We start from the raw sequence: 21,644 nt of genomic DNA, 5'->3' as shown, positions 1-21,644 counted from the left end.
GCGGGCAAACCGGAACCCGGGGTGATGCGATGTCGCGACGGGCCAACATCCCTGCTATGTCTTGGCGGTCGCTTGCCCTGGCCGCGCGGCTGCGATTCATAGGGGTAATGAGGCAGGTGGACCGAAGAAGCCGGCCACCGCAGAAAGAGACAATGTGAGCAGCGTGATGCGTGATCATGAGTGGGCTTGCGTCGGACGGCCAACATGGCTCGCAGCGCTGCTGGGCGCCCTCGCCCTGATCGCATCGAGCCCGGATGCATCGGCCGCCGATTGTCCTGGCCACCCCAACGCGCTCGGCACGTCACGCATCCTGGTGGTCGATCCGCGCGAGCATCCGCGGCTCGGCGCCATGCAGTACAAGGAGACGCTGCCGCTGCGCGATCACGAGGTGGTCATCACCTTCGACGACGGGCCGCTGCGCAAGTACAGCAACCAGGTGCTGCAGATCCTCGCCGACGAATGCGTCAAGGCGACGTTCTTCACGATCGGTCGCCAGGCCAAGGCCGATCCAGAAGGCGTGCGCAAGCTCGTGGCCGCCGGCCACACCGTCGGCACCCACAGCCAGAACCATCCGCTGAGCTTCAACAAGATGACGCTCGAGCAGGTCCAGCCCGAGGTCGACCAGGGCATCGCCTGGACCAAGGCCGCGCTGACCGATCCGTCCGCGCTGTCGCCGTTCTTCCGCGTGCCCGGCCTGCTCCGCGGCGACGCCGTGGAGAGCTACGCCGCGACGCTCGGCCTGCAGGTGTGGAGCGCCGACTTTCTGGCCGACGACTGGCGCAACATCTCCGGCGCCAAGGTCCATGAGCTCGCGATGAAGCGGCTGGAGGCGCGCGGCAAGGGCATCCTGCTGCTGCACGACATCCAGGCGCGCACCGTCGCAGCGCTGCCGAAGATCCTCGCCGATCTCAAGGCCAAGAACTATCGCGTCGTGCATGTCGTCGCCGCGACGCCGGACCGGCCGGCAACGCCGACCGAGCCGGAGGACTGGCTGGTGCANGACCGGCCGGCAACGCCGACCGAGCCGGAGGACTGGCTGGTGCACCGGCCGTCGGACGAGACGCCGGTGGCGCATTGGCCGGCCATCACGCCAACCAACCTCGCCAGCGCCGACACGCGCGCCCGTGCCACGCTGGACGATTTCGGCAATCTGGACCTGCCGCCTGCGGCGGCACGCACCCTGCCGAAGCCGTCCTGGCCGCGGCCTGCGGTCAAGGCGCGAATCGCGACGGCTCCCGCGCTTCCCGCTCCGTCCGCCCAGCTGTTCGCCTGGCCGCCCGCCGCACCATTGTCCGCCCGCCGGCATCAGGTCGTTCGGGTCGAGGGCCAGGCCGCCACCAAGCCGGCCGGTCGCCCCGTTCGCCTCGCGGCGCTGCGCCGGCGCTGACGATCAAAGCACCGACCTTTGAAACGAAAACGGGGCGCTGACGCGCCCCTTTTTCGATTGAGCAATCTGGTTTGCCTCACGCCCGCTGCCTTCTCCCGCGCATCAGTTCGAGATCAGCTTGCTGACACAGAGGATGACGGCCGCGGCCAGGAAGAACAGATCCATATAGGACTTCTTCTCGCCGTCCTTGCGCAGCGAGCCGACGTCGGCGACCACCTGCTTGCTGACGACCTGACCGACCGGGCCTTCGCCCAGCATACCGGCCAGCCGACGGACATCCGTCTCCATCTTCTCGATGCGGCCGAAAAAGTGGAAGGTTCGCACCACCGTCACGGCGCGCATGCCGGCATAGATCAGCACCACCAGCGCCAGCACGGCGCGGTTCTGGTATTTCTCGATGTAGTTCAGGCTGAGAAAGACAGCCGCGAGAAATACGAAATTGGATATGAAGCGGTAGGCTAGGCCCGCGAAGTTCATCTGCTCCCCCACACGATGTTCGGATCGCTGGCCGACGGCAGAACTCACGAACTGCGTTCGCCCCAGTGTCCTGGCCCCAACCGGCACCGCCACGCTAGGAGAGCGGGCTTGCGAATTGGTGAAGCGGGGGTTTTCCGGGGGCCGGAAAGGCGCGCTTGGTAAACGACTGGCTGCGTTTTGCAGCCGTCACTTGCGGCCTTCCCGGATCACCCTCTCTCGCGGTCGCAGAGGCAGACCGCTCACGCCCCGAATCGCGCCGGCGCACAGGCGGCGACGTCGACGCTGGGCGCCTCGCCGCTCATCAGCTCGGCGAGGATGCGGCCGGTGGCCGGTCCCAGGGTAAAGCCCTGGTGGCCGTGGCCGAAATGCAGCCAGAGGCCCTTGTGCCGCGCCGCCTGTCCGACGACCGGCAGCATGTCGGGCATGCAGGGCCGCGTGCCGAGCCACGGCTCGGGCTCCACCGGCTTGCCGAGATCGATCAGCTGGCGTGCCGCGGCTTCGGCCTTGCCGAGCTGAACCGGCGTCAGCTCCGCGTCCGGCGACGACAGCTCGGCGCCGGTGGTGATGCGCACGCCCCTTGCCATCGGGTTCATCAGATAGCCGAACGCGGCATCGCGCAGCGGCAGGTCGAGCGGCGCGCCGCCGCTGTAGTGCCGATGATAGCCGCGCTTGCGCACCATTGGGATGTCCATGCCGAACCGCTTCAGGAATTCCGGCGACCACGGACCCAGCGCAACCACGACCGCCTCGGCCTCGATCCGTCCTTCGCTCGTCGTCACCGCCCAGCCGCTGCCCTGTTGCGCCAGCGTGGTCGCGTCGCCGACCAGCAGCTTGCCGCCACGCTTCACGAACAGATCCGCATAGGAGGTCACCAGGCTGCCCGGATCGGACACCGTCCAGGGCTCCTGCCAATGCAGACCGCCAATGCCGCTCTCGTTCAGGCCGGGCTCGACCTTGGCCAGCTCGGCTGCACTGAGCAGCTTGAACTTGACGCCGAACGCCTTGCCGACCGCTTCGGCCTCCTTGGCCTCCTTGTCGAACTGCGCCTGGTTCCGGTGCAGCACGCGAAAGCCGTCGCGGCGCACGAGATTGCCGGCGCCGGCGGCCGTGATCAGCGGCTCGTGCTCGGGCGCAGCGCGGGAGATCAGCTGCGCGTAGGTGCGCGTCAGCACCTCGTGCCGCGCGGGGAACGAATTCCACCAATATTGCAGCAGCGGCTTCACGTGATACGGCAGCGCCGGCAGGCTGTAGTGCACGTCATTGGTGCGCGCCAAGGCGATGTCGAGCACGCCGGCGATGTCATAGGGCATCGCATAGGGCCGGACGGCCTCGCTCTGGATGATGCCGGCATTGCCGTAGCTGGTCTCGCGTCCCGGCTCGCGGCGATCGACCAGCGCCACCGACCAGCCGCGGCTCTGCAGGTGCAGCGCCGTGCCGACGCCGACCATGCCACCTCCGAGAACGATTGCGCTCCGCATCGTCATCACTCCCATCAGGTCCGCGCCGCCGCGACGACGGTGACCTCAAGCCGGACGTCCGCGATCATCTGCGCCTGCACCGTGGTGCGCACCGGCAGCGGATCCTTGAAATGCCTGCGATAGGCCGCGTTGTATTCGGCGAAGTCGGCCTTGTCGGCGAGATGCACCAGGCAGGACACGACGTCGTCGAGCGAAAGTCCCTCGCCGGCCAGCGTCTCCGAGATGTGCTTGAACACGAGGTCGGTCTGCGCCGTGATGCCCTCGGGGATGCTGCCGTCATCGGCCACCGGGACCTCGCCCGACAGGAACACCAGCCCGCCGGCGCGGCGCACCAGCGAAAACGGCCATGAGGAAGCGTCGGACATTGTTAGCTCCAGAAGATGTTGATCATGTCGGCGCGGCTCAATCCCACGCCATGAATCCCGGCGTTTGCGCCAGCGGCGGCAACGCGGCGAGCTTCTCGAGATCCGGCCGCGGGCGGCGCAGCTCGGCGTCACCGGCGAAGGCCTGCTCCAGTGCCGCGGCGACACCGAGCACGAGCGCATCGCCACCGCGGGGACCGATGATCTGCAATCCGAACGGCAGCCCGTTGTCGTCAACGCCGAGCGGCAGGCTGAGAGCCGGATGTCCCGCCAGCGTCACCGCATAGGCCAGCGCCAGCCAATGGAAATAGGACTTGGTCGGCACGCCGTCGATCTCGGCCGGATACAGCTCCGACCACGGCCGCGGACTCAAGGTGATGGTCGGGCTGATCAGCACGTCGTGCCGGGCAAAGAAGCTCTGATACGAGCGATAGATCCGGGTCTGGTTCGCGCTCGCGCGCGAAAAATCGTCGAGGCTGTAGGACAGCCCCTCCTCGACATTGGCACGCACGTTCGGCCCGATCATCTCGGGGCGTTCGCGATAATTCCTGCCATGCTGGGTGAGGAACAGCGAGGCGCGCAGCACCGCAAAGGTCTCGTCGGCGCCGCTGCAATCGGGCGTCGCTTCGCTGGCGTCCGCAAACAGCGGCGCGATGCGCGTGACGCGCGCGCGGAAGGCGCGGCGGATCAGTGCTTCCGTCGGCGCGAAACCAAAATCCTCGGTGAAGGCGAGCTTGAGCTCGCGCAGGTCGACCTGCGGCGGCACGGCCCAGCGTGCGGGCGCTCCGCGCACCGCTTCGCCCGGCAAGGTATAGGCGAGCGGATCGCGCGGATCGTCGCTCGCCATCACCGAGAGCATCAGCGCCGTATCCGCAACATTCCGCGCCATCGGCCCGTCGGTCGACAGGCACGACCAGCCATGGGCGCGCTTCTCGCTGGCGACGAGGCCGTAGGAGGGACGCATGCCGACGATGCCGCAGAAGCCGGCCGGATTGCGCAACGAGCCGCCGGTGTCCGAGCCCGAGGCGAGCGGCGCCATCCCGCAGGCCAGCGCCGCCGCCGAGCCGCCGGACGAGCCGGCCGCCGACCGCAACGTGTCGAACGGATTGCCGGTGGCACCGAACACGGGATTGCGGGTGTTGCCGCCCGCCGCCCATTCCGGCGTGTTGGTCTTGCCGAAGATGATCGCGCCGGCCGCGCGCAGCCGCGCCACCGACGCCTGGTCGATCGCGGGCACATTGTCGGCCAGGATCGGGCTGCCATAGGTCGAACGCATCCCGGCGGTGTCCTGGGTGTCCTTGATCAGCACCGGCAGACCGTGCAGCGGTCCTTTATCCTCGCCGCGGGCGAGCTCCGCCTCGGCCCGCTTGGCGGCAGCCCGGGCCCCCGGCTCGTCCAGGGTGACCACGGCATTCACCGCCGGGTTGACCGCGGCGATCCGCTCCAGGCACGAATCGAGCAACGCGACCGGCGAGATCGCCTTCGTTTTCAAGAGCTTGACCAGCTCGCCGGCCGTCGTGTCGCAAATCGATTCCACAGGGCTTCTCTTTTCCGTTTCGGAAAACTATTTAGCACATAAGAAATCCAATGCACGGCTTGAAAACGCAATGTTCCACCGCGCGTCACGCATGACCGTGAGGCCGGACGTCCAGCCCATTGATCGATCAGCCACTTTCGCGCGACATTGCCCGACCGCCGCCGCACCGAAGACCACCCGATCCGCTAACGGATTTTCCGGAGCCCCCCGTGACCGACACCGTCGTCAGCGAGACCGCCGCCGAAGGCCCCCACTCCCAGCTCGGCCACTGCCTGAAGGCGGCCCGGCAGGCGCGCGGCCTGACCCTGAAGCAGGTGGCGGAAAAGACGGGCATGGCGCTGTCGACCTTGTCGAAGGTCGAGAACGGCCTGATGTCGCTGACCTACGACAAGCTGCTGCAGCTGACGTCAGGCCTGCAGATGGACATCGCCGAGCTGTTCAGCCCGGCCGCGCCGCGCCCCGAGCCGGGCCGGCCGGTCACCGCCCGTCGCAGCATCAGCCGCGCCGGCCAGGGCCAGGTGGTGAGCACGAAGTTCTACACCTACACCTATCAATGCACCGATTTGATCGGCAAACGCATGGTGCCGATGATCACCGAGGTGCGCGCCCGTACCCTCGACGAGTTCGGCCCCCTGCTCCGCCACAGCGGCGAGGAATACTTTCTGGTCACAAGCGGCACCATCGCCGTCCACACCGAGTTCTACGCGCCGGAGATCCTGCACGAAGGCGACGGCATGTATCTCGACAGCACCATGGGCCACGCCTACCTCAACGCCGGCGAAGCGGACTCGGCGCAGGGCGTGTGCCTGTGCACCAGCGAGCAGGCCGATCTGTTCGAGCAACTGCATAGGATCGCGAAGAAGGATGCGGTGGAGTGAGGGGCTCCTAGCTGAAAAACAAGCTTCGCTCGTAGATTATACGCATCATCTTTTGCGCTACCCGCGCAGCTTCTCGATCATACAAAACTCAAACGCTGCAAGCTACCTAAACAGGTTCTCCGGAAAAGCATTCCGGCTCACGACTATGTCCTTCCAATTATGGTGTTCTTTTTTGTGCGGCTCATTTACGTACACATGCAGACGACTGCCCTTCTTCGCAGTGACGAGAATAGAGCACTGATTTTCATGACGACCAAATGCTGCCCTCCTACTTTCGACGAGCGAAAATAGCTTATCCGCACTCAAGCAACAAACATCTCGAGCCTTCACACAAACGAGAGCCAAAATGGCTCTGGGGACCACCTTCGCAATTACCGCGCGCGACCTTGACGGCATCATCCAGCGGCTGAGGCCAAGCTCGCGACAACGCGTTCGCGTTGCGCGAGCGACGAGGGCAAGACAGCCGGTCCCCGGCGAGAGGACGTATAAGCCGCCGAACCATCGCGCGGGAAATGCGGGATGTCTCGGCTGAACCTGTGGTTCCTGCCGCCAGCATTTTCTTGAGCTGGCGGGCCATGGGTGCGGCCAGCGCCCGGCATTCCCTGCGCCTTCGTCTTTCGAGGGCGAACTGATTGACACAACTCGGACGCCATGCGCGCCGCGAGAACGTGATGATGCATGCCTTTTGCCTGCGGTGTTCCTAAGGAAGTCTTGGCTGTAGCGGGTTGCAGCACGAACTGTTGTCCTCGGCTCATGCGCGGACCCTCGCTGCGGTCATGCCTTCCTAAGGGTCGCGAGCCGCCCCAGCGTCACAGCGAGCACCACGAACCATCCCAGCGCCAACGGCGGAACGATGGTGCTGAGGATCTCGAATGCCGGCACGAGCGTGCGCAGCGCCGTCGTTGCAAAGGCGGCGCCGATGGCGAGCCCGGCGATACCGTTGAGACGCAGATTTGCACGCAGCAGCATCGTGCCGACCAGCATCAGCCAGATGCCGGAGAACAGCTGGACGCCTAGCAATTCGCCGACGGCACCGGCATAGCCGTTGAGCACGACATAGTTGACCTCGACCACAGCGCGGATGATCGGATCGCTGCTGCCGGCATGGAGCAGCGCGAGGCTCGGCATCGCGATCAGCCAGCGCACGATGCCGAGCGTCTTGAGGACGGCGGCAGCGACGCCCATCGCCGCCATGAGGTCGGGCAAGCCGCCGTGAACGCCATGGGTCCGCGCAAACCGGCGCAAGGCGAGCGCGAGCGGCACCATCGCGGTTGCGGTCAGCAGATAGCCCCAATAGCCGATCTGCACCGCCGTCGCATGGCGCGCGATCAGCGGCAGCGCTTCGCCGGCCGGCAGGCGCAGGCTGGCCGGCCAGCCGATCGCGCGGCCGAGCACGATCAGCGGGATGAGAAACAGGACGACCTGCGCGGCGACGAGCAAGACGAGCGTGAGCATGTCGGCGCGCGTCATCGGCGCCGCAGTCGTTGCGGTGGTCATGGGATCGATCCTCTTGGGGTAATGGGTTCAGCGGTTGGATGCGAGCGCCGCCTTGACGGCGCCGTTGAGCGGCGTATGCGGCTCCGCCCCGAGCAGGCCGACGAGCTTGCTGTTGTCGAGCGCGAGGCTCTGCTTCCACAGCCAGCGCATCTCGATCGCCTCGCGCATGAAGCCGACGAAAGGCGCGGCGAGCCAGAGGATGATCCAGGGGAACGGCTTCACCGGCAGATCGGGCCGGCCGAGGACGCGGCGAACGGCGTCGGTCATGTCATGCCCGCTCGCATCGTAGTGCCCGGCAAAGTTCAGCATCGTGCAGGCCGGCAGATCGGCGCGGATGTCGACCAGGCGGGCGAAGGTTTCGGCGAGATCGGGGACGTAGGCCCAGGCATGGCCGATGCCGGGGCGTGTCAGACGCTGCACGGAAGTCACGGCCATTCCCCCCTTCGCCAGCGCCTGGGCGAACCAGGAATTGGTCACACCGGGGCCGAAGAAGTCGCCCGCCCTGATGGCGATGACGCGGACGCCATGGTCGCGCGCGGCCTGCTCCAGCATCTCCTCCATCTCCAGCCGCACCTGGCCCTTCCGCGTCGTCGGCCGCCGCGGCGAGGTCTCGCTGACCACCGCCGGCGATGCTGATGAGTAGACGTAGACATTGCCCGGAAACACGATCGTCGCGCCGACGGCCTTCGCCGCCGCGATGGTGTTGGCGAGCATCGGCAGCGCGTCCTCGCGCCAGCGCGCATAGCCCGGCGGATTGACGCCGTGAACGATCAGGCTCGCGCCCGCGGCCGCGGCCAGCACCGACGCCGGATCGCGGGCGTCGCCATCGCGCCAGTCGACCGGGAAGGCAAACGAATTCCGCTCGGCCGGTGGCCGGCGCGTCAGCGCGCGGATGGCGAAGCCGCGCTTTGCCAGCGCCTTGGCAATGGCGCCGCCGATCGCACCGGTCAGGCCGAGGATCAAGGCGGTCGGGATGTTCGTGTCGTGGGACATGAGTCCATCTCCTGCTGTGCCCGGCAATCTGACCCGGCCGTCCCAAAACGAAAATTGCCAATCATTCTTGAGATGCTATACGTTTCTGTATGATTGAACCCTCGGATTGGAGCCTGCTGCGCTCGTTCCTCGCGGTCATCAGGCGCGGCAGCCTGTCGGCCGCAGCGCGGGCGACCGGGCTGACGCAGCCGACCGTCGGCCGCCACATCGACGAGCTCGAGGCCGGCCTTGGCGTCGCCCTGTTCACCCGCTCCCAGGCCGGCCTGCTGCCGACCGAAGCGGCGACGGCACTGGTGCCGCATGCGGAAGCGATGGAGGCGGCGTTCGCGGCGCTGGTGCGCACGGCCCGGACCGGCGGCGATGCGCGGCAGCCGCGCGGCGTCGTCAGGATCTCCGCGAGCGAGATCGTCGGCACCTTCGTGCTGCCGACGATCCTCGCCGGCATCCGCAAGCGCTATCCGAAGATCATCATCGAACTCGTGCTCAACAACCGCACCGACGACCTGCTGCGGCGCGACGCCGACATCGCGGTGCGGATGATCAGGCCGAAGCAGGACGGTCTCGTCGCGCGCCGGATCGGCAGCATCCCGCTCGGCCTCTATGCGCATCGCGACTACATCGCCCGCTTCGGGCTGCCCGACACGATCGACGCGCTCGCCGCCCACCACGTCATCGGCTTCGACCGCGACGATCATTCGGCCCGCTCGGTCGCAAGCTCACAGCTGCCGATCTCGCGCGAGCTCTTCTCCTACCGCACCGACTCCGACGTCGCCCAGGTCACGGCGATCGAAGCCGGCCTCGGCATCGGCGGCATGCAGATCGCCATGGCCAGGCGCAATCCGGCGCTGGTCCCGGTGCTCGCCAACCAGGTCGCCTTCGAGCTCGACTGCTGGCTCGCCGTGCACGAGGACCAGAAGGACGCTCCCCCGATCCGCGCGATGTTTGACGGGCTGGCGGAGGGACTGGCGCGGTGGGTCAGCGAGGGCGGCCGGTGACTCAACACGGCCTTACTTGTGCTTCATCCGGCTCGGGCAGATCGAGCTGACCATCGACTCCCCCTGGCGAAGCCATGGCCTGTACGGTCCAGCTTCCATCAGCATTGTACGTCACGCTGAACGTCGTGCATCCGGACGTCGCGTCGCACACCGCCGCATTGATCGACGCGTCCGTGGCGTTCACGACGGTTCCCGGGGGATAGTTACCGGTCTGGACGTAGAAGATCGTGTCCGGCTGACAGTCGGACTCCTGGATCAAAAATGTGACACGAGCGTTCGACGTGGCATGGGGTAGCAAAGCCTCGCTATCGAGACTGTTCGAATAGACCTGCGGTTCACCCGAATCATCAGCCGGCTCCTCGAAGATGAAAAAGTTCTGCGGCTCGAGGCTCTCGTTGATGACATCGATCGTAATGGTGGCCATGTTGATCCCCCTCGCCGCTGGTTTCCCAAGTTCGCCTCCTTCCGCAACGAATTCGGAGACGACAACAGCCTGCCGCATCAACCTATCTCCAATGTGTTTTCTTTGATACCTCTTTTGGTTGTGCGACCGGCAAGTCCGGTTATCGCTCCTGCGCTGCCCGCGTGCCGTTCAATGCTTCAGCCGTCCAGCCCATCATCAACGGCAATAGAGGCGAGCTGAAGCACCACCGCGCAAGTCTCTTGTGGCTGGCCACCGCGGCCCGACGGGCGACTCACGCACCGATTTGCCGACGGCGGCGGGCTTTCACCGCGCTCCGCGTCGCCGTCGTCCAACGCACGGCCAATGGTCTTCCAGCAATGTCATCAACGCGTTGGCGGTGACGAGGTCACGCCGCGACAGATTTCGCTTTCGTTTTTTCGGAATCCGTGAAACACTGCTCGCCGTCCCGCCTCGCCATGAGGGGCGCTTCGCGATCGTCACGAACGTGGAGGCGGTGATGCGACGGGCGCGTTCTGCCGCAGCGTGGCTTGCCATGCGGACGAACGGTGGGATGCGCCGGCGAAATCGTGTGGTCCTGGCATCGCGGTGCTGATGCCAAGCCGGTGGTGATGATCCGCCGGCGACGGGGGCAAGACAGCCGTTCCCCGGGGAGAGCACGTATAAGCCGGAAAACCGTTGCGCAGGGAAGGCCGGAATGTCCGGCTGAGCCTGTGGTTCCTGCCCCGTGCATTTCTTTACGCACGGGGGCCGCGGGTATCAGCGGATACCCGGTCTTCCCTGCGCCCTCTGTTTGACAGGGGGACATCGTTCGGACATCACCCGGGTGCGCTTGGCATCGCGGGATCGCGACGACATGCTCCGCTGTTTGACATTCACATCAGAACGACACGCCCATGATGCGCGCGCTCACTTGCCGTCGTCGAGATGCACCAGCACCGCGGCATTGGCGATGATGATGGCATCGCTGCCGGCCTCGGCGGGAATCTCCAGCCCGCCCTTCACGGCGGTGACCGTCACCGTGCCATAGGGCAATTCCTTGGCGACCGCTTCCGTGTCGACGGCCTCCGGATTGGGAACCGCGACGGTGACGTCGACGAGCATGTCCTGGGGCGTCTTGCCGACCATGCGGAAGAAGCCGAGGCTGGAATGGCGGATCGCATCCGACACCGCGCGCTTCGCAGCCTTGGTGGCGTCGCGGCCATGGACGTCGACGCCCATGCCCATCTCGGTAATGCAGCGAATGCGCGCCATGGCGATGTTCCCTCGAATTGCGTTGCGTGGCGCGCGACCTTAGCGCCGTTGCCGCCAAGCGCAACATGCCGGACGTCGTCGAGCTCAGGCGATCACGACCTCGCCGACGACGCCGCGCAGCGCGCCGAGCGCAGGCGCATCGGCGGCGCGCGCGTCGGTGATCAGGCTGTCGATGCCGTCCGGCGCGCGATACGCGACGCGGCTGGTTTGGCCGATCTTGCTGTGGTCGGCGAGGATCAGCACGCGCCTGGCGGCCGCCGCCATCGCGCGCGCGACATTGGCTTCCTCGATGTCGAAGCTGGTCGCCCCATAGCGATGATCGACGCCGACCGGCGACAGCAGCGCGACATCGGCCTGCCAGCGCTGGATCTCGGCGACCGTGGTCGAGCCGAACGTCGCCGGCAAGGTGCTGCCGAGCTCGCCGCCGAGCACGATGACGCGGTTGCCGCGCTCGCCGGAGGAGCCGCCGATGATGGTCGCGACCTCGAACGAGTTGGTGACGATGGTGAGCCCCGACAACGTCGCGAGCTCGCGGGCGAGGATCGAGACGGTCGAGCCGACGTCGAGGAACAGCGTCTGGCCGGGGCTGACCATGCGCGCCGCAGCCTGCGCGATGCGTGTCTTCTCGGCCAGACGCACGCGGGCGCGGACGGTGATCGGCGGCTCGGCCTCCGGCGCGATCGCAGCGACGCCGCCATGGACGCGGCGCAGCTCGCCGCGGGCCTCGAGCGCGAGCACGTCGCGTCGCACGGTCTCGCGGGAGACGCCGAGATCGGTGGCGATACGGTCCGTTGTGGCGCGGCCGACAGTGGCAAGCAGCGCGCGGATGCGCTGGTGGCGATCCTCCTGCAGCATCATCGGCGCCCGCCGCGCACGGCCAGCCATTTCAGCGCCAGCTGCATCACCAGCGCCGCCGCGCAGACCACCGCCATGATGCACGTCGAGAACGCCGCGGCCTGCGACACGAAGCCGGCCTCGTCGAGCCGCATCACCGAGACGGCGGCGATGCCGAGCGACGGCGTCACCAGGAAGATGACGGCCGACAAGGTCACCATCGAGCGCATGAACAGGAAGAAGAACACGGAGACCAGAGTGGGTGTCATCACTGGAATGATGACATTGGCGAGCACCTGCCCTGCCCCGCTGCCGAGACACGTGGCCGCCTCCTCCAGCGCCGGCGGCACGGCGCGCATGCCGGTCACCATCGTGAGAAAACCCTGGGTGTGGTAGTGATAGAAGTTGCACAGCGCGAGCAGCAGCAACGAGCCGTACAGCACCGACAGCGGCGAGCCCGCGATGTTGAAGGCGAAGATGTAGGACAGGCCGAGCACGAGGCCGGGCACGCCGACCGGCATCGTCGCGACGAGATAGACGATCTTGGCCGGCCACGACGGCAGCCGGCGGATGCCATACACCAGCGCGAACAGCAGGAAGGTGCCGAGGCCCGCGGCCACGACGGAGACCAGCAGCGAGGTCCACAGCGGCGCATAGCCGCCGCTCAGCGTGATGTCGTAGTGCTTGAGCGTGAAGGTCAGCCGATACGGCCACAGACGCATGAAGCTCGCATAGATGACGACGCCGATGACGGCGAGCACCGAGAAGGTCGCCAGACCCGTGACGATGGCGAGCGGCACGTCGCGCGCCGGCACGAAGCTCAGCTGCGGCGGCAAGGCCCCCTCGGACCCGCCGCCGAACTGGCGCTGCGCGGCGACGCGCTCGATGTAGACCGCGAGTCCGGTGGGCGCGAGCAACAAGAGGCCGACGACTGCACCGATGCCGAACTTCATCTGGCCGGTGACCTGGTTGTAGATCTCGGTCGCCAGGACAGCATAATCGCCGCCGATGACGGCGGCATTGCCGAAATCGGTGATGGTGACGGTGAACACGACGAAGCCGGCGCTGAGCAGGCCGAACTTCACGTGCGGGAGGGTAATGTCGAAAAACTGCCGCCAGCGCCCCGCCCCCATCACCTCGGCGGCGTCGTAATAGCGGGCGTCGGCGTGGGCGAGCGCGGCTTTCAGGATCAGCACCGCCTGCGGCAGCGCGTAGAGCACGTCGGCGATCAGGAGCCCCGGGAAGCCGTAGATGTCGATGCGCTTGCCCAACATTCCGCTGATCAGGCCGTTGCGCCCGAGCAGGAAGATCAGCCCGAGGCCGAGCACCAGCGACGGTGCCAGCATCGGCAGCGCCAGCACCCCGGAGATGATGCGCGCCCCCGGCACGCGGGTTCGGGTCATCGTATAGGCGAGCACGAAGCCGAGGACGAGGCATATCGCGGTCGTGGCGAGCCCGAGAGTCAGGCTGTTGAGCGTCGCCTTGATGATTCCGGGCGTGCGCGCGAGCGCGATGTAGTTGGCAAAGCCGATGCTGCCGTCATCGGCGACCAGGCTGCGCCACAGCATCATCGCCAGCGGGAAGACGAAGAAGATGAGCAGCGCAAGGCATGGCAGCACGATCGCGGCGGTGATCAACAGCCGATCATTGCCGGCCCGCCGCAGGCGAAAGCCGGTGCGCTCGGCGACCTCGACGGCGACGATGCTCACGCGCGCACCCAGCCGCAGCCGGCGGCATCGGCGGAAACGGCCACCGCGGCCCCAGGCGCAACGCCGTCGATCGGGCCGGTCTGCACCATCAGCTCGCGCCCCTTCCAGGCGACGCGGGTGCGGCTGATGTTGCCGAGGAAGGTGACGTCGACCACCTTCGCCTCACCCGACGCGAGAGGTTGAAGCCGCACATGCTCGGGGCGCAGGCAGGCAAGGTAATCCGCATCCGCGCCGTCGGGACGCGAGGCGAGCAGCGCCGGCATGGCGTCGCGCACCCAGTCGGTCGGCAGCAGGTTGCTGCTGCCCATGAAGTCGGCGACGAACTTCGTCGCTGGCCTGAGATAGAGCTCCTGGGGCTTTCCGACCTGCTCGATGCGGCCGGCATTCATGCAGACGATCCGGTCGGACAGCACCATCGCCTCCTCCTGGTCGTGCGTGACCATGATGGTGGGGATGCCGAGCCGGCGCTGCAGCTCGCGAATCTCGACCCGCAGGTCGGCCCGCACCTTGGCGTCGAGCGCCGACAGCGGCTCGTCGAGCAGGATCAGCCGCGGATCGACCGCCACCGCCCGCGCCAGCGCGACGCGCTGCTGCTGTCCGCCGGACAACTGATACGGCAGGCGGTCGGCCAGATGCGGCAGCTTGATCAGCTCCAGCAGCTCGGCGACGCGCGCGGCGATCCTGCCGTGCTCCACTTTCCGGATGCGCATGCCATAGCCGATGTTCTCGGCCACGGTCATGTTGGGAAACAGCGAATACGACTGGAACACGATGCCGAAGCCGCGCTCGCGCGCCGGCACTGCGCTGAGATCCTGGCCGTCGAGCAGCAGCCGGCCGCTATCCTGCGTGAGCAGCCCGGCGATGATCCGCAGCAGCGTGGTCTTGCCGCAGCCGCTCGGGCCGAGCAGGCAGACGAACTCGCTACCCTCGACCTTCAGCGAGACGCGGTCGAGCGCAATGAAATCGTCGAACGTCTTGTGCAGCCGGTCGAGCTCGAGGGTCATGGCCGGTTCCGCTCAGCGGCCGATGCTGGTCTGCCAGTTTTTCAGGATGCCGTCGCGCTCCTTGGCGGACCGGGCGAAGTCGATCGGATAGACCGCCTTGGCGACATCGGCGGGGAAGCCCGCGGTCTGCGCGGCCTTCGACGGCGGCGTACCGGAGATAGTGACGAGCTCCTTGTAGCTGGTGTAGAGCGCGGCGGCTTGCGGCGACAAGGTCCAGTCGAGGAAGCGCTTGGCGTCGGCCTTGTTCTTGGCGGCCTTCATCAAGCCGGACGCCTCGAGCTCATAGCCCGCGCCGTCGCTCGGGATCACCATCTTGATCGGAAAGCCCTCCTCGATCGACTTGATCGCGGCGAAGGCGAGCGAGCCGCCGATGGCGAACTCGCCGCCGCGCGCCGCCTTGCACGGCCGCGAGCCAGACTTGATGTATTGGGCAACGTTGCCGTCGAGCGCTTTCAGGAACTGCCAGCCCTTCTCCTCGCCCTGCGACTGCAGGATGCCGGCGATCTGCATGTAACCGGTGCCGGACGAGACCGGGTTCGGCAGCACCACCTCGCCCTTGTAGACGGGGTTGGTGAGATCCTTCCAAGAGGTCGGCATCGGCAGATTCTTTGCCTTCAGCACATCGGTGTTGACGCAGAACGCGGTGACATAGCCGGTCGCGGCGAACCAGCTGGCGTCGGCGCCCTTGGCGGAGGCCGGCAGCTTGTCGGCGCCCTTCACCTCATAGGGCTCGAGCAGCGCGGTGATGCGCGGGTCGAGCATGTTGGTGACGGCCCAGCCCCAGATCACGTCATGCTGCGGATTGCCGGCCTCGGCGATGATGCGGGCGCCGAGATCGCCGGTCGACAGCCGGAGCACCTTGAGATCGACGTCGGGCAGCGCGGTCTTGGCCGCCTTCACGTACTCGGCGATCTCGTCCTCTTCCAGCGCGGTGTAGACCGTCACCGTTCCCGCCTGCGCGACCGCGCCGAGCATGACCAGAGCGAGACTTGCGGAGAGACCTTTCAGCAACTGCAACATCGTCGCGACCCCAGGCGCTGCCGCGCCAGCCGCATCGCGACCGCGCGTTTGTGGATTTGAGTGATTATTTGCAAAATTGTGGAACCGAGTCTACCTTGATTGCACAGACGTCGCGCAATTCAGCAGATGCTCACGAAAGTGGCACCGCACCCGAAGGGCCTTTGGCCACCTTCACGCCCGCAGTTTGCAGAACGAGCATCGGGGCTTGTTGGTGATGTCGACATTTGCTGCTGAAAATCACCGGGCGCCGTGACGAGACAGGACAGAAAGCCAATGGGTTTTTCACATACGCTGGGCGGCACCACCTATCGCTTCGACGACCTCCGCACCCTGCTCGCCAAGGCGACGCAGATGCGCTCGGGCGACGTGCTTGCCGGGCTTGCCGCGCAGGACGCGGCCGAGCGCGTCGCGGCCCGCATGGCGCTTGCCGATCTGCCGCTGCGGCATTTCCTCAACGAGGCGGTCATTCCCTATGAAAGCGATGAGGTCACGCGACTGATCGTCGATCAGCACGACGGCGCCGCGTTCGCGCCGATCGCGAGTCTCACCGTCGGTGCTTTCCGCGAATGGCTCCTGTCGGATACGACGGACGCAACGAAGCTCGCGGCCGTGTCGCCGGGCCTCACCCCGGAAATGGTCGCGGCCGTCTGCAAGATCATGCGGCTGCAGGATCTCGTGACGGTCGCGGCGAAGTGCGAGGTGGTCACGCGCTTCCGCTGCACCATCGGTCTGCCCGGCCGGATGTCCACGCGCCTCCAACCCAATCATCCCCTGGACGATCCCAAGGGCGTCGCCGCCTCGATCCTTGACGGGCTTATGTATGGCGTCGGCGATGCCACCATCGGCATCAACCCCGCGAGCGACGACGTCGACACCATGATGCGCCTGCTCGACATGATCGAGACGCTGCGGCTGGCCTCGAACGCGCCGATTCAGTCCTGCGTGCTGGCGCATGTCACGACCGCGTTGAAGGCGATCGAGCGGCGCGCGCCGGTCGACCTCGTCTTCCAGTCGCTGGCCGGCACCGAGGAGGCCAATCGCGGCTTCGGCATCACGCTGGCGCTGCTTGATGAAGCCCTCACCGCCGCCGAGAGCCTGCAACGCTGTCCGGCCGGAGGCAATGTGATGTATTTCGAGACGGGTCAAGGCAGCGAGCTGTCGTCATCCGGCCATTGCGGCGTCGATCAGCAGACCCTGGAGGCTCGCTGCTACGCGGTGGCGCGGCGATACCGGCCGCTGCTGGTCAACACCGTCGTCGGCTTCATCGGCCCCGAATATCTTTACGACGGCAAGCAGATCATGCGCGCCGGGCTCGAAGATCATTTCTGCGGCAAGCTGCTTGGCCTGCCGATGGGCTGCGACGTCTGCTACACCAACCACGCGGAGGCCGATCAGGACGACATGGACGCGTTGCTGACGTTGCTCGGCGTCGCCGGCTGCACCTACATCATGGGCGTGCCCGGCGCCGACGACATCATGCTGAACTATCAGAGCACCTCGTTCCACGATGCGCTGTACGTCCGCAAGGTGTTGGGCAAGCGCGCGGCACCGGAGTTCGAGGCGTGGCTCGCGGCGACCGGCATCAGCGATGCACAGGGCGAGCTGCGCTTCGAGCCGGCGCGGCTGATGCCGGCGCTGCCGCTGCTGGGAGCCGAATGATGAGCGGCGCGGACCCGACCAAGCTCGCGACGAATCCCATCGACGACTGGACCTGGCTGTCGCGCTACACGGAGGCGCGCATCGCGCTCGGCCGCTGCGGACCGGGCGTGCCGACGTCCGCGCATCTTGGCTTTCAGGCTGCCCATGCCGAAGCCCGCGATGCCGTGCTCAAGCCATTCGATGCCGAGCAATTTGCGGCTGACGTCATCGCGCGCGGCTGGCACGCGCTTGCCGTGCACAGCCGCGCCGTCGACCGTGCGACGTATCTGCAGCGCCCCGATGCAGGCCGCCTGCTCTCGCCCGAATCGGAGGCGCTGCTGTCGGAGCCGCGCGCGCTGGCCGACATTGCGCTGGTGGTGGCGGATGGACTGAGCAGCCGCGCGGTGCAGGTCAACGCCCTGCCCGTGCTCGATGCATTGATGCCGCTGATCGCGGCGAGCGGCCGTCGGCTGTCGCCGGTGATCGTGGCCACCCAAGGCCGCGTCGCACTTGCCGATCATGTCGGCGAACTGCTCGGCGCGTCCGCCTCGATCATCCTGATCGGCGAACGCCCCGGCCTCAGCGCCGCGGACTCGCTCGGCCTCTATCTCACCTGGATGCCGCGCCGCGGCCGCGTCGATTCCGAGCGCAACTGCATCTCCAACGTCCGCCAAGGTGGGCTCGCGCCTGAGGACGCTGCAAAGCAGGCCGCCGATCTGACCGCGCGCATGTTCCAGCATCAGGCCGCCGGCGTCAGCCTCGCGCGCCTGCCGCAGTTGCCGGCACCGGAGCACGGCGGCTCTTGACGATGCCAGGACCCTCACACCGCGCAATAGCGATCCTGGATGTCCTTGTCGGCGAGCAACGCCGCCGCGCTGCTCTCGTGTACGACCTCGCCCTGGTCGATGATGACGGCGCGATCGGCGAGCCGCAGCGCCCATTCGACGTTCTGCTCGACCAGCAGCAAGGTCTTGCCCTGGTCGCGCAGCCGCCGGAACAGCACGCCCATCTCCTCGACCAGCACGGGCATGATGCCTTCCGAGGGCTCGTCGAGCAGCACCATGCGCGGCCGCGCGATCAGGGCGCGCGCGATCGCCAGCATCTGCTGCTCGCCGCCGGACAAGGTGACGCCCTCCTGATCGAGCCGCTCGCGCAGGCGCGGAAAGGTCTCAGCGATCTCAGCGAACGCCGCGCGCTCGTCGATCTCGGCCTTGGCCGCGACGAGCCCGAGCCGCAGATTCTCCCGCACCGACAAGCCCGGCACGATGCGCCGCTCCTCCGGCACGTAAGCGAGCCCGAGATGAAAGCGCCGATGCGCCGGCAACGGCAGCAGGTCCCGGCCGGCGAAGCGCACGCGGCCCTCGGCCTTGGGTATCAGTCCCATCACGGCGCGCAGGGTCGTGGTCTTGCCGGCGCCATTGCGCCCGACCAGCGCGACCACCTCGCCCTCGTTCACGCGCAGCGTGATGCCGTGCAGAACGTGGCTGGCGCCGTACCAGGCCTGGACCCGATCGAGCTCGAGCAATGCAGTCTCAGCCATAGCCTTCACTCTGTCCCAGGTAAACGCGGCGCACTTCGGCGTTGGCACGGATGTCCTCCGGCTTGCCATCGGCGAGCAGCCGCCCATGATGCAGCACCAGCACCCGCTGGCTCAGGCCCAACACCATCTTCATCTTGTGCTCGACCAGCAGCACCGTCCGCTTCTCAGCCAGCCTCTCCAGCAGCGCAACCATGTCCTTGGTCTCTTCCGGCCCCATCCCGGCCGTGGGCTCGTCGAGCAGCAACAGCTCGGGCTCCGACACCAGCGCGATCGCGATCTCCAACGCGCGCTGCTGGCCATGGGCAAGGAACTTGGCCAGCTCGCCGCGCTTGCCGATCAGCCCCACCGCTGTCAGCGCCGCGTCGGCGCGCTCGCTCAGCTCAACGAGATCGGCGCGCCTGCGCCAGATGTCGTAGCTCACATGCATCGCCTGCGCCGCGACCCGCACGTTCTCGTGCACCGACAGATCGGGAAAGATGTTGGTGATCTGGTACGAGCGCGAGATGCCCTGGTGGACGAAACGATGCTGCGGCAGGCCGTTGAGCTCGCGGCCTTTGAAGCGCAAGGTGCCCAGGCTCGGCGACAGGGTGCCGGACAGGATGTTGAAGAACGTGCTCTTGCCCGCGCCGTTCGGCCCGATGATCGAGGTCAGCTCGCCGGCCGCGAACGACACCGAGATACCCTCGAGGGCGGTGAAGCCGCCGAAGCGGCGGCCGATGCCCTCGGCCTGCAACAGCGCCGTGCTCATCGCCGCTCCCTCGCAAACGGCAGAAGATCCAGCAGCGTGCCCCAGATGCCCTTCGGCAGGAACAGCACGAATACGACGAAGATCGCGCCGACCACGATCTGCCAATGCGGCGTCCACAGCGACACGACATCCTCCAGGATCAGGAAGGTCGCCGCGCCGATGAACGGCCCGAAGAAGCTGCGGGCGCCGCCGAGCAGCACCATCATCACGATCATGCCCGAGGTCTGGTAGTGCAGGGAATCGAGCGGCACGATCGACAGATGCAGTGCCGACATGCTGCCGCCGATCGCCGAAATTGCGCCCGACAGCATGAACACGATCAGCTTGCAGCGCTCGACGTCATAGCCGCAGGCGCGCGCCCGCTGCTCGTTCTCACGGATTGCCTCGATGACGGCGCCGAACGGCGAATTGAGAATGCGCGACTGCACCCAGAGCGCCAGCGCCGCGAAGGCCATCAGGACGTAGTATTTATTGACGGGATCAAGAAAGTTGACCTGCCAACCCAGCAGATTGATGCGATCGACGGTGAAGCCGCGCAGCCCGTTCTCGCCGCCCGTGAAGGACGACGCCTGCAACGCGAGGTAATAGACGAGCTGCGCCAAGGCGAGCGTGACCATCGAGAAATAGATGCCGCGGGTCCGCGTCGAGATCGTCCCGATCAGCGCCGCCAGCACGGTGCTTGCGACGATCGCCAGCGGCACCGCAGCGAACCATGGCAGGCCCCAGCGGCTGATGGCGATGCCGGTCAGATACGCCCCGGTGCCGAAGAAGGCGGCATGGCCGAACGACAGCAGCCCGGTGTAGCCGAACAGCAGATTGTAGCCCATCACCACGACGCCGTAGATAAGGACATTGACGGCGAGCGCCTTCGAAGGCAGCAGCCAGGGCAGCAATGCGAGCGCAACGAGCGAGACCAGCACGCGGTGATCCGACAGGACCGCAAACAGGCGCCGGCTTTGGGACAGCGACGGTGCTTCGCCGGTCGACTGCACGGTCATCACGCCCTCCCCTTGAGGCCGAACAGGCCCTGCGGCCGGACGAGCAGCACGGCCGCCATCAGCGCGAACATCACGATCGTCGCCATTTCGGGCGCGAACAGCGCCACCATGCTGATGCAGATGCCGACCATCAGCCCGGCGACGACGGCGCCGACGATGGACCCAAGGCCGCCAATCACGGTCACGACGAAGGCTTCTGCGAGCACCAGCGTTCCCATTTCGGGATTGACGCTGCGCATCGGCCCAGCCAGCACGCCGCCAAGGGCGGCAAGTCCGACGCCGAGGCCGAAGATCGCGAGCCACACCTTGCCGATGTCGACGCCGAGCACGCGCATGATCTGCGGGTCACGCGCCCCGGCCCGGACGATCAGGCCGACGCGCGTCTTCTCCAGCATCAGCCAAAGCAGCAGCAGCACGACCGCCACCAGCGCAATCACGAACAGACGATATTTCGGAAAGAAACCGACGCCGAGATCGACGACGCCGATCAGCTGTGACGGCGTCGGAAACGGAATGCCGTCGCTGCCGAATACGATGCGTACGCCCTCGACCAGGATGTAGCTGAGACCGAAGGTGAGCAGCAGGGGATCATCGATTGATCGACCATACAGGCGCCGTACCAACACGAACTCGATCAGCATGCCGAAGGCGCCGACCAGCACGGGGGCAAGCAGCAGCCCCCACCAGAAGCTGCCGGTCAGCGACGCCAGATACAGACCCGCATAGGCGCCGATCATGAACAGCGCGCCATGGGCGAAGTTGACGACGCCCAGCATGCCGAACACGATGGTCAGGCCGAGCGCCGTGATCACCAGCACCGCCCCGAGGGCGATGCCGGAGAACAACTGCATGATGATCAGAGACAGGTCCATGC

The 21,644-nt window shown here is 66.8% G+C and carries 21 protein-coding genes; 5 read left to right on the top strand and 16 right to left on the bottom strand.

Annotated elements, in window-relative coordinates; all coding sequences use genetic code 11:
* Positions 1–166 precede the first annotated feature (166 nt).
* The gene (locus tag HL666_RS22965; RefSeq protein ID WP_172183803.1) at positions 167–1,387 is read left to right on the top strand and encodes a polysaccharide deacetylase family protein; all 1,221 of its coding nucleotides are present in this window, start codon (positions 167–169) and stop codon (positions 1,385–1,387) included.
* A 102-nt stretch (positions 1,388–1,489) separates the two neighbouring features.
* On the opposite strand, the gene HL666_RS22960 is transcribed toward HL666_RS22965, so the two are convergent.
* The 4 genes from HL666_RS22960 to HL666_RS22945 all read right to left on the bottom strand — a co-directional run bounded on the left by HL666_RS22960 (position 1,490) and on the right by HL666_RS22945 (position 5,241).
* Positions 1,490–1,864, bottom strand: coding sequence for a hypothetical protein (locus HL666_RS22960; RefSeq protein ID WP_172113935.1), 375 nt, complete (start codon positions 1,862–1,864; stop codon positions 1,490–1,492).
* Positions 1,865–2,103: 239 nt separating this feature from the next.
* Entirely contained in the window at positions 2,104–3,342 is a 1,239-nt protein-coding gene (locus tag HL666_RS22955; RefSeq protein ID WP_172183801.1) for an NAD(P)/FAD-dependent oxidoreductase, read from the bottom strand.
* A gap of 14 nt (positions 3,343–3,356) precedes the next feature.
* Positions 3,357–3,707, bottom strand: coding sequence for a RidA family protein (locus HL666_RS22950; protein ID WP_172183799.1), 351 nt, complete (start codon positions 3,705–3,707; stop codon positions 3,357–3,359).
* 37 nt (positions 3,708–3,744) lie between these two features.
* On the bottom strand, positions 3,745–5,241 hold the full coding sequence (locus HL666_RS22945) for an amidase (protein ID WP_172183797.1): 1,497 nt from the start codon (positions 5,239–5,241) through the stop codon (positions 3,745–3,747).
* Between the two features lie 209 nt (positions 5,242–5,450).
* On the opposite strand from HL666_RS22945, the gene HL666_RS22940 reads away from it, so the two are divergent.
* On the top strand, positions 5,451–6,119 hold the full coding sequence (locus tag HL666_RS22940) for a helix-turn-helix domain-containing protein (RefSeq protein WP_172132781.1): 669 nt from the start codon (positions 5,451–5,453) through the stop codon (positions 6,117–6,119).
* Between the two features lie 774 nt (positions 6,120–6,893).
* Here the strand turns inward: HL666_RS22940 and HL666_RS22935 are convergent.
* Together HL666_RS22935 and HL666_RS22930 are read right to left on the bottom strand one after the other, a co-directional pair.
* Positions 6,894–7,616: a DUF4386 family protein gene (locus HL666_RS22935; RefSeq protein WP_172183795.1), complete on the bottom strand. Its 723-nt coding sequence runs from the start codon at positions 7,614–7,616 to the stop codon at positions 6,894–6,896.
* 27 nt (positions 7,617–7,643) lie between these two features.
* Positions 7,644–8,609: an NAD-dependent epimerase/dehydratase family protein gene (locus tag HL666_RS22930; protein ID WP_172183793.1), complete on the bottom strand. Its 966-nt coding sequence runs from the start codon at positions 8,607–8,609 to the stop codon at positions 7,644–7,646.
* Positions 8,610–8,698: 89 nt separating this feature from the next.
* On the opposite strand from HL666_RS22930, the gene HL666_RS22925 reads away from it, so the two are divergent.
* The gene (locus HL666_RS22925; protein WP_172183791.1) at positions 8,699–9,604 is read left to right on the top strand and encodes a LysR family transcriptional regulator; all 906 of its coding nucleotides are present in this window, start codon (positions 8,699–8,701) and stop codon (positions 9,602–9,604) included.
* A gap of 1 nt (position 9,605) precedes the next feature.
* On the opposite strand, the gene HL666_RS22920 is transcribed toward HL666_RS22925, so the two are convergent.
* The 6 genes from HL666_RS22920 to HL666_RS22895 form a co-directional block, all read right to left on the bottom strand.
* A complete protein-coding gene (locus HL666_RS22920; RefSeq protein ID WP_210262048.1) occupies positions 9,606–10,106 on the bottom strand; it encodes a hypothetical protein in 501 nt (166 codons plus the stop codon).
* Between the two features lie 828 nt (positions 10,107–10,934).
* Entirely contained in the window at positions 10,935–11,279 is a 345-nt protein-coding gene (locus HL666_RS22915; RefSeq protein WP_172183789.1) for a Lin0512 family protein, read from the bottom strand.
* An 84-nt stretch (positions 11,280–11,363) separates the two neighbouring features.
* Positions 11,364–12,164, bottom strand: a complete 801-nt coding sequence (locus HL666_RS22910; RefSeq protein WP_246741611.1) for a DeoR/GlpR family DNA-binding transcription regulator — start codon at positions 12,162–12,164, stop codon at positions 11,364–11,366.
* Positions 12,134–13,822, bottom strand: coding sequence for an ABC transporter permease subunit (locus tag HL666_RS22905; RefSeq protein WP_172183787.1), 1,689 nt, complete (start codon positions 13,820–13,822; stop codon positions 12,134–12,136). The genes HL666_RS22910 and HL666_RS22905 overlap by 31 nt, the downstream gene beginning before the upstream one ends.
* Positions 13,819–14,826: an ABC transporter ATP-binding protein gene (locus HL666_RS22900; protein WP_172113916.1), complete on the bottom strand. Its 1,008-nt coding sequence runs from the start codon at positions 14,824–14,826 to the stop codon at positions 13,819–13,821. Before HL666_RS22900 ends, HL666_RS22905 begins: the two co-directional genes overlap by 4 nt.
* 12 nt (positions 14,827–14,838) lie before the next feature.
* On the bottom strand, positions 14,839–15,846 hold the full coding sequence (locus tag HL666_RS22895) for an ABC transporter substrate-binding protein (RefSeq protein ID WP_172183785.1): 1,008 nt from the start codon (positions 15,844–15,846) through the stop codon (positions 14,839–14,841).
* A gap of 273 nt (positions 15,847–16,119) precedes the next feature.
* On the opposite strand from HL666_RS22895, the gene HL666_RS22890 reads away from it, so the two are divergent.
* Complete coding sequence (locus HL666_RS22890; RefSeq protein ID WP_172183783.1) at positions 16,120–17,505, top strand: ethanolamine ammonia-lyase subunit EutB; 1,386 nt, start codon at positions 16,120–16,122, stop codon at positions 17,503–17,505.
* On the top strand, positions 17,502–18,290 hold the full coding sequence (gene eutC / locus HL666_RS22885) for an ethanolamine ammonia-lyase subunit EutC (protein ID WP_210262047.1): 789 nt from the start codon (positions 17,502–17,504) through the stop codon (positions 18,288–18,290). The genes HL666_RS22890 and eutC overlap by 4 nt, the downstream gene beginning before the upstream one ends.
* A gap of 14 nt (positions 18,291–18,304) precedes the next feature.
* Here the strand turns inward: eutC and HL666_RS22880 are convergent, their stop codons facing one another.
* Genes HL666_RS22880 through HL666_RS22865 form a run of 4 tightly spaced genes read right to left on the bottom strand, consistent with a single transcriptional unit; the run spans position 18,305 to position 21,642 of the window.
* On the bottom strand, positions 18,305–19,024 hold the full coding sequence (locus HL666_RS22880; RefSeq protein ID WP_210262046.1) for an ABC transporter ATP-binding protein: 720 nt from the start codon (positions 19,022–19,024) through the stop codon (positions 18,305–18,307).
* A complete protein-coding gene (locus tag HL666_RS22875; protein WP_172113909.1) occupies positions 19,017–19,772 on the bottom strand; it encodes an ABC transporter ATP-binding protein in 756 nt (251 codons plus the stop codon). The genes HL666_RS22880 and HL666_RS22875 overlap by 8 nt, the downstream gene beginning before the upstream one ends.
* Complete coding sequence (locus tag HL666_RS22870) at positions 19,769–20,770, bottom strand: branched-chain amino acid ABC transporter permease (RefSeq protein WP_172113908.1); 1,002 nt, start codon at positions 20,768–20,770, stop codon at positions 19,769–19,771. Before HL666_RS22870 ends, HL666_RS22875 begins: the two co-directional genes overlap by 4 nt.
* Positions 20,770–21,642 carry a branched-chain amino acid ABC transporter permease gene (locus HL666_RS22865; protein WP_172132790.1) on the bottom strand — a complete coding sequence of 291 codons (873 nt, stop codon included), beginning with the start codon at positions 21,640–21,642 and terminating at the stop codon, positions 20,770–20,772. Before HL666_RS22865 ends, HL666_RS22870 begins: the two co-directional genes overlap by 1 nt.
* Positions 21,643–21,644 lie beyond the last annotated feature (2 nt).

The sequence above is a fragment of the Bradyrhizobium aeschynomenes genome, assembly GCF_013178945.1.
Taxonomy (GTDB): domain Bacteria; phylum Pseudomonadota; class Alphaproteobacteria; order Rhizobiales; family Xanthobacteraceae; genus Bradyrhizobium; species Bradyrhizobium aeschynomenes.
Note: the sequence above shows the minus strand (reverse complement) of the source record. Positions and strands in the feature narration are given on the sequence as shown.

Bases quoted from the DNA above. Each gene is read 5' to 3' on its own strand.
- HL666_RS22960 (WP_172113935.1), bottom strand. From the start codon at position 1,864: ATGAACTTCGCGGGCCTAGCCTACCGCTTCATATCCAATTTCGTATTT.
- HL666_RS22955 (WP_172183801.1), bottom strand. From the start codon at position 3,342: ATGCGGAGCGCAATCGTTCTCGGAGGTGGCATGGTCGGCGTCGGCACG.
- HL666_RS22950 (WP_172183799.1), bottom strand. From the start codon at position 3,707: ATGTCCGACGCTTCCTCATGGCCGTTTTCGCTGGTGCGCCGCGCCGGC.
- HL666_RS22935 (WP_172183795.1), bottom strand. From the start codon at position 7,616: ATGACCACCGCAACGACTGCGGCGCCGATGACGCGCGCCGACATGCTC.
- HL666_RS22930 (WP_172183793.1), bottom strand. From the start codon at position 8,609: ATGTCCCACGACACGAACATCCCGACCGCCTTGATCCTCGGCCTGACC.
- HL666_RS22925 (WP_172183791.1), top strand. From the start codon at position 8,699: ATGATTGAACCCTCGGATTGGAGCCTGCTGCGCTCGTTCCTCGCGGTC.
- HL666_RS22920 (WP_210262048.1), bottom strand. From the start codon at position 10,106: ATGCGGCAGGCTGTTGTCGTCTCCGAATTCGTTGCGGAAGGAGGCGAA.
- HL666_RS22915 (WP_172183789.1), bottom strand. From the start codon at position 11,279: ATGGCGCGCATTCGCTGCATTACCGAGATGGGCATGGGCGTCGACGTC.
- HL666_RS22910 (WP_246741611.1), bottom strand. From the start codon at position 12,164: ATGGCTGGCCGTGCGCGGCGGGCGCCGATGATGCTGCAGGAGGATCGC.
- HL666_RS22900 (WP_172113916.1), bottom strand. From the start codon at position 14,826: ATGACCCTCGAGCTCGACCGGCTGCACAAGACGTTCGACGATTTCATT.
- HL666_RS22895 (WP_172183785.1), bottom strand. From the start codon at position 15,846: ATGTTGCAGTTGCTGAAAGGTCTCTCCGCAAGTCTCGCTCTGGTCATG.
- HL666_RS22890 (WP_172183783.1), top strand. From the start codon at position 16,120: ATGGGTTTTTCACATACGCTGGGCGGCACCACCTATCGCTTCGACGAC.
- eutC (WP_210262047.1), top strand. From the start codon at position 17,502: ATGATGAGCGGCGCGGACCCGACCAAGCTCGCGACGAATCCCATCGAC.
- HL666_RS22880 (WP_210262046.1), bottom strand. From the start codon at position 19,024: ATGGCTGAGACTGCATTGCTCGAGCTCGATCGGGTCCAGGCCTGGTAC.
- HL666_RS22875 (WP_172113909.1), bottom strand. From the start codon at position 19,772: ATGAGCACGGCGCTGTTGCAGGCCGAGGGCATCGGCCGCCGCTTCGGC.
- HL666_RS22870 (WP_172113908.1), bottom strand. From the start codon at position 20,770: ATGACCGTGCAGTCGACCGGCGAAGCACCGTCGCTGTCCCAAAGCCGG.
- HL666_RS22865 (WP_172132790.1), bottom strand. From the start codon at position 21,642: ATGGACCTGTCTCTGATCATCATGCAGTTGTTCTCCGGCATCGCCCTC.